This window comes from Micromonospora arida (assembly GCF_003857035.1).
Lineage (GTDB): Bacteria > Actinomycetota > Actinomycetes > Mycobacteriales > Micromonosporaceae > Micromonospora > Micromonospora arida.
Window position 1 is genome coordinate 1 of sequence record NZ_QGSY01000058.1, and the last position, 6,632, is coordinate 6,632.

A 6,632-nucleotide genomic window follows, 5' to 3' on the forward strand; every position below is an offset into this window, starting at 1 on the left:
ACCGGCACCCCCGCGCTCGCCCACCCCGGCAACGCGAGCAAGCTGCGGGTGGAGCCGCTGATCCCGGCCAGGAACCGCGGCATCATCCTCTACAGCGTCCGCGACCGGATCACCGCCGCGCCCGACGACAGCGGCGTGCCGTACGGCTTCGAGCGCGTCCTCGCCCGACTCGCCGAGATCGGCTACAAGGAGATCGAGTTCGCCGGCTACACCCAGAGCACCGAGATCCTGGGCCGGCAGATCACCCCCGCCGAAATCCGCAAGATCCTCGACGACAACGGTCTGGTGGCCAACGGCACCCACGCCTCGATCCAGCCGGCCACCTTCCAGCAACAGCTGGACATCGCCGAGGAACTCGGGATGAAGAACATCGGCACCGGCAGCGACCCGACCAGCAGCGCGTACAAGGCCGAGTGGGACGCCGCCGCGGACATCTGGAACGAGCTGGGCCGGCAGGCCAAGGCCCGGGGCATGCGGCTCTACACGCACAACCACGACGCCGCGTACAACTTCCTGATCGACCGGGGCCCGCGCGACGCGCAGGGCCGGCAGACCCGGTCCTCCGGCATCCGCCGGCTGGAGTACTTCTTCGAGATCACCGACCCGCGGTACGTCTTCTTCGAGCTGGACATCTACTGGGCCTACGTGGCCCGTTACAAGCACCAGAAGTACGTCAACCCGGCCGGCCAGGAGGTGACCGACCTGTTCGACCCGATCCTCACCGTGGCCGACCGGACCACCCGGTTCCCGCTCTTCCACGCCAAGGACGGTGACCGGGACACCAGCGTGCCCAACGGGTACCAGATGACCCCGCTGGGCGACGGCGACCTCAACTTCCAGCAGTTCTTCCAGACCATCGGCGAGCGCAACTTCCACCACGCCAACTGGGAGATGGACACCGCCCCCGGCGGCGCGGACAACAAGGGCCAGTCGCTCGACTTCGCGGCGACCAGCTACCGCAACATGTCCGACCTGACCATCTACGTGGAGAAGTGACTCCCGGCTGAGTGACTACCCGCTGAACGCGACGAAGGCCGGCCCCGCACCAGGCAGGGCCGGCCTTCCGGCGTCTGACGGATCGGTCAGCGGTCGAGGACCAGACCGACCTTCTGGAACTCCTTCAGGTCGCGGTAACCGCACTTGGCCATCGCCCGACGCAGCCCACCGAACAGGTTGAGCTGGCCGTCGGCCTCGTCCGCCGGCCCGAAGAGCAGCTGCTCCATCGACCCGAGCGGCTCGCCGGAGACCTCGAAGGCGCCCCGGGGCAGCGACGGGTGGCTCGCCGCCGAGTGCCACCAGGCACCACCGGCGGGGGCCTCGTCGCAGAGCGACAGCGGCTCACCGAGCATCACCGCGTCCGCGCCGCAGCCGAGCGCCTTGGCGATGTCGCCCGAGGTCTGGATGTCACCGTCGGCGATCAGGTGCACGTACCGGCCGCCGGTCTCGTCCAGGTAGTCACGACGGGCCGCCGCGGCGTCGGCGATCGCGGTGGCCATCGGCACCCGGATGCCCAGCACCGACTCGGTGGTCGACCACTCGTCGCCACCGATGCCCACGATCACGCCGGCCGCGCCGGTACGCATCAGGTGCAGCGCCGTCTTGTAGTCGGTGCAGCCACCGACGATCACCGGCAGGTCGAGGTCGGCGATGAACTCCTTGAGGTTCAGCGGCTCATCGGTGGTCGACACGTGCTCGGCCGAGACGATGGTGCCCTGGATGACCAGGATGTCCACCCCGGCGTCCAGGATCACCGGCGCCAGCGCGAGGGTGTGCTGCGGGGAGACCCGCACCGCCACCGTGCCGCCACCGGCGCGCAGCTCGCGGACCCGCTCCGCGATCAGGTCAGGACGGATCGGCTCGGCGTACACCTCCTGGAGCCGCTTGGTGGCGCGGGCCTCCTCGTCGAGGCCGGCCAGCTCGTCCAGCACCTTCGTCGGGTTCTCGTAGCGGGTCCAGAGCCCCTCGACGTTGAGCACGCCGAGGCCGCCGAGCTGACCGAGCCGCACCGCCGAGGCCGGGCTCATGGTGGCGTCGGAGGGGTGGCCGACGCACGGAATGCCGAACGGGTACGCGTCGAGCTGCCAGGAGGTCGACACGTCGTCGACGTCCCGGGTGCGGCGGCTCGGCACGATGGCGATGTCGTCCAGGTGGTAGCCGCGCTGCGCGGTCTTGCCCAGCCCGATCTCGACCACGTCACGCATGGGGGACTCCAGGTGGTTGGGGGTGTTGGATCAGCGGGTGTGGTAGTTGGGCGCCTCGACGGTCATCTGGATGTCGTGCGGGTGGCTCTCCTTCAGACCAGCCGCGGTGATCCGGATGAGCTGGCCCCGGCGGTGCAGATCGGGGATGTTCTCCGCACCGGCGTACCCCATGGCCAGCCGCAGCCCGCCGACCAACTGGTGTGCCACCCGGGACAGCGGCCCCCGGTAGGGCACCTGACCCTCCACGCCCTCGGGGACCAGCTTGTCGTCGCTGAGCACGTCCTGCTGGAAGTAGCGGTCCTTGCTGTACGACTTGGCCTGACCCCGGGACTGCATCGCGCCGAGCGACCCCATCCCGCGGTACGTCTTGAACTGCTTGCCGTTGACGAAGATCAGCTCACCGGGGCTCTCCTCGCAGCCGGCCAGCAGGCTGCCGAGCATCACCGTGTCGGCGCCGGCCACCAGGGCCTTGGCAATGTCGCCGGAGTACTGGATGCCGCCGTCGCCGATCACCGGCACGCCGGCCGGGCGGGCGGCCCGGGCCGCCTCCATGATCGCGGTCACCTGCGGCACGCCGACCCCGGCGACGATCCGGGTGGTGCAGATCGCGCCCGGCCCCACGCCCACCTTGACGCCGTCGGCACCGGCGTCGACAAGCGCCTTCGCGCCGGCGTACGTGGCCACGTTGCCGCCCATGACGTCGACCGCCACGTCGGCCTTGAGCCGGCGGACCATGTCCAGCACGGCCCGCTGGTGACCGTGCGCGGTGTCCACGATCAGCACGTCGACACCCGCGTCGACCAGGGCACGGGCCCGCTTGTACGCGTCCTCGCCCACACCGATGGCGGCGGCGACCCGAAGCCGGCCGGCGTCGTCCTTGCTGGCGTCCGGGTACTGCTCGCTCTTGGTGAAGTCCTTGACGGTGATCAGGCCACGCAGCCGGCCCGAGTCGTCGACGATCGGCAGCTTCTCGACCTTGTGCTGACGCAGCAGCGCCAGGGCGTCGTCCTTGCTCACCCCGACCCGCGCGGTGACCAACGGGGTGTGGGTCATGATCTCGCGAACCGGAGTGTTCGGCTCGGAGACGAAACGCATGTCCCGGTTGGTGACGATGCCGACCAGCTGGCCGTCGCCGTCCACCACCGGAACGCCGGAGATGCGGTAACGCCCACACAGCTCGTCGACCTCGCGCAGCGTGTCGTCCGGGCTGGCGGTCACCGGGTTGGTGATCATGCCGGACTCGGAGCGCTTGACCAGGTCGACCTGGAGGGCCTGGTCCTCCATCGAGAGGTTGCGGTGCAACACGCCGATGCCGCCCTGGCGGGCCATGGCGATCGCCATCCGGGCCTCGGTCACCGTGTCCATCGCGCTGGACAGCAGCGGAATGGACAACTCGATGTTGCGGGTGAGCTTCGTCCGGGTGTTGACCCGGCTGGGCACCACATCCGACTCGCCCGGCTGAAGCAGCACGTCGTCGAAGGTGAGGCCGAGCGGAACCACCCTGGCGGAGCCGGCCGGCAGCTCGGGCAGGTGGCCGCCCAGGTCGGCGTGCTCGACGCCGGCCGGAAGATCGGTGCTGGGCGAATTTTCCACGATTGCTCCCCTGAGCTGCTCGGATGGGCTTGAGCGAGGTGGCGCGGGCGGGCACCGGAGCGCGCCACGGTGCCGGCACGTTGCCTCATCGTACCCAGTGAGCTGGGCGACCCGTCCGTGGCAGGCCGGGCCGGCGCGGAGGCCGGGGGGCGGACGTTCGCGCCGCGTTGGGTCTACGGTGAGGGGGTGCACGACGAGCCCATCGACCCGTTCAATGGCGACCCGGCCGATCCGACCGCGGGTCTGGATGACCCGGGCGATGACGCGACGCCGGATCCGCTGACCGACGTCGAGCGGCAGGATGTGCTGGAAGACCTCGCTGACCTGGAGATCTACCAGGCTCTGCTGGCCCCGATCGGGGTTCGCGGGCTGGTGATCGAATGCGAGGACTGTCGCGAGCCGCACTACTTCGACTGGGACCTGCTCCGCGGCAACCTGCGGCACCTGCTCAACTCGGGCCGGCCCCGGGTGCACGAACCCGCCTACGACCCGGACCCGGATCACTACGTGACCTGGGACTACGCCCGGGGGTACGCGGACGGGGTGCACGACACCCTGTCCGAGGGCACCGAGGACGAGCCGGGCGCCCCGACCGCCACCAGGTGACGCCGCCGGGCGGCGGGTGCCCCCGCTGCCGCGCGTTCCCGGATGCCCCGCTGCCGCGCGTTCCCGGATGCCCTGCTGCCGCGCGTTCCCGGATGCCCTGCTGCCGCGCGTTCCCGGATGCCCTGCTGCCGCGCGTTCCCGGATGCCCTGCTGCCGCGCGTTCCCGGATGCCCTGCTGCCGCGCGGCGCGTATGTCAGGCGACCAGACCGGCGCGGAAGCCTGCCGCCACCGCGTGGGCCCGGTCCCGGGCGCCAAGCTTGCGGAACAACCGGCGGGCGTGCGTCTTGACCGTGTCCTCCGAGACGAACAGCTCCCGGCCGATCTCCGCGTTGCTCTTGCCCTCGGCCATGCCGAGCAGCACCTGAAGCTCACGCTCGGTGAGGCCGATCGACGCCCGACTGGGTCGGGCGTTCGGGGCGGGACGACCCGGGTCGGTCTGCGCCGGCGACTCGCCGGCCCCAGCCTCCGCCTCGTCGTCGCCCCGCTGCACCGGCACCGACGCCACCCCGGCCGGCCCGTCGGCGGCCGTGGCCGCCCAGCCGGGCTCACCGGAACCACGCGGCGACGGCCCGGAGCGGCCGGAACCACCCACCGCCGCCGCGTCGCGGGCCGGATCGGTGATCCGCTGCCGGGAAGCTCGGCCGGGCGCGGTGAGCAGCAGTAGCGCCTTCGCCACCGCGCTGGTCAGGTCATGGTCGACATTCTGGATGAGCCCCCGGGCACCGGCGCTGATGGTGGCCGCAGCGGCCTCGGACTCCTCGGTGCCGAGCAGCAGCACCGCCGCCTGCGGCGCACGCGCCAACACCCGGCGGACGAAGCCGGCGCTGTCCGGCCGGGTGAGGGCCGTGTCGGCCAGGACCACGTCGGCCGGTCGCTCGGCCAGCCGCAGCATCACCTCGGGATCAGAGACGGCGGTACGAACGATCGCGGACAACCCCAGTCGCGCCGCAGCAGAAGTAAGGTGCTGGGCCGCGAGTGGTGTCCGAACGCACACAAGAACGGTACGCACTGTGGTCTCCTCTCCGCCAACGAGCAGACCATGACGCGGTCGGCTGGGGAGGAGGTTCCCGGCAATCTTTCGAACTTTTCCGACAGATAGGGCAAAAGCCGCAATTTCCCGGACGTTTTCGATCACAGACGTGTGAGTTGGCGACAGCCCGGGTACCGGGAGATCCAGGCCGGGAACGGTGCGCCTGCGCGGCCCGCCGCCCGGATGCCGGCCATAAGGATTCTCGCGGAGCCGCGCGGGAGGAGGGGTGCTGATGTCGAACGTACGTAGACTGCCCGGACCCATCGTCGATCTCTGGGACTGGCAGCGACTCGGTGCCTGCCGAGGGCGCGACAGCGCCCAGTTCTTCCACCCCGACGGTGAGCGTGGTTCTTCCCGGCTGCGTCGTGAGTCCGCCGCCAAGTCGGTCTGCCGCGCCTGCCCGGTTCGCGCCGAGTGCGCCGCCCATGCCCTGTCGGTACGGGAGCCGTACGGCGTGTGGGGCGGCTTCAGCGAGTCGGAGCGCCTGCGACTGCTCGCCGTCGGCTGGGAGGACCTGGCAGACCGCCGGCACGCTCGGGTCGACGTCGCACGGCTGGAGGCCCGCCTGGGCCGCCCGCACAAGTCGACCGTCCCGGCCCAACGCAACGTCGCCTGACCCGAGGCGTCCCCAACATCCACGAAACCGCGCCCTCACCCGGGGGCGCGGTTTCGTGCCGTTCATGCGGTTCCGAGCGACCAGCGGCCCCCACCGCCGCCGGCAAGGCCGTGATCAACACGGGTTCCTTGATGTCGGGGGCACCCGCCGGTCCGGACACCCCGATTTCAATGACCCCGAGTGGATCAAGCTGAGTGTCCGGTCGCGAGGAGCAAGCAGAGGCGGCCCTGGAGGATTTGTCCGGTCTGGGGCATTCAGGCTACGCACGGGTTAGCTGATGTGAGGTACGCGGCCTTTGTCCGGTGACCGGGCGCACTCGTGGGCCGGAATCATGGCCGGGCCGGGGTCGTTACATACCCTGACGATCGCAGTACCACCGACCCGCCGCCGGACCCCTTGGGGGTCTGGTCGCGCAGGTCGGAATGCCAACCTCCACCCGGTCGTTACAGTCCCCACGAACGACCGCAGGCACCGCCACGATGAGGGTGCCGGCAGGTGGGCCACCCCGGAATGACCCCCGGCCCCCGGTCGTTACAACCCCCGCGAACGATCGACGGGCACCGCCACGGTGAGGGTGCCCGGTAG

General features: G+C 70.7%; 6 protein-coding genes. 3 read left to right on the forward strand and 3 right to left on the reverse strand.

Going from position 1 to position 6,632, the window contains the following annotated elements:
• The coding region (locus tag DLJ58_RS00955) for a sugar phosphate isomerase/epimerase family protein (RefSeq protein WP_148097960.1) at positions 1-996 on the forward strand (996 nt) is incomplete at its 5' end.
• 86 nt (positions 997-1,082) lie between these two features.
• On the opposite strand, the gene DLJ58_RS00960 is transcribed toward DLJ58_RS00955, so the two are convergent.
• Positions 1,083-2,201: a GuaB3 family IMP dehydrogenase-related protein gene (locus DLJ58_RS00960; protein ID WP_091406427.1), complete on the reverse strand. Its 1,119-nt coding sequence runs from the start codon at positions 2,199-2,201 to the stop codon at positions 1,083-1,085.
• Between the two features lie 30 nt (positions 2,202-2,231).
• Positions 2,232-3,794 (reverse strand): IMP dehydrogenase, encoded by a 1,563-nt coding sequence (guaB, locus tag DLJ58_RS00965; protein ID WP_124853419.1) that lies wholly within the window; start codon positions 3,792-3,794, stop codon positions 2,232-2,234.
• A gap of 186 nt (positions 3,795-3,980) precedes the next feature.
• Between guaB and DLJ58_RS00970 the strand changes: the two genes are divergently transcribed.
• Positions 3,981-4,400, forward strand: coding sequence for a DUF5319 domain-containing protein (locus DLJ58_RS00970; RefSeq protein ID WP_124853420.1), 420 nt, complete (start codon positions 3,981-3,983; stop codon positions 4,398-4,400).
• Positions 4,401-4,594: 194 nt separating this feature from the next.
• On the opposite strand, the gene DLJ58_RS00975 is transcribed toward DLJ58_RS00970, so the two are convergent.
• On the reverse strand, positions 4,595-5,410 hold the full coding sequence (locus DLJ58_RS00975; protein WP_124853421.1) for a helix-turn-helix transcriptional regulator: 816 nt from the start codon (positions 5,408-5,410) through the stop codon (positions 4,595-4,597).
• A gap of 253 nt (positions 5,411-5,663) precedes the next feature.
• Here DLJ58_RS00975 and DLJ58_RS00980 point away from each other — a divergent pair, with 253 nt between their 5' ends.
• Complete coding sequence (locus DLJ58_RS00980; protein WP_091406539.1) at positions 5,664-6,047, forward strand: WhiB family transcriptional regulator; 384 nt, start codon at positions 5,664-5,666, stop codon at positions 6,045-6,047.
• Positions 6,048-6,632: the final 585 nt, after the last annotated feature.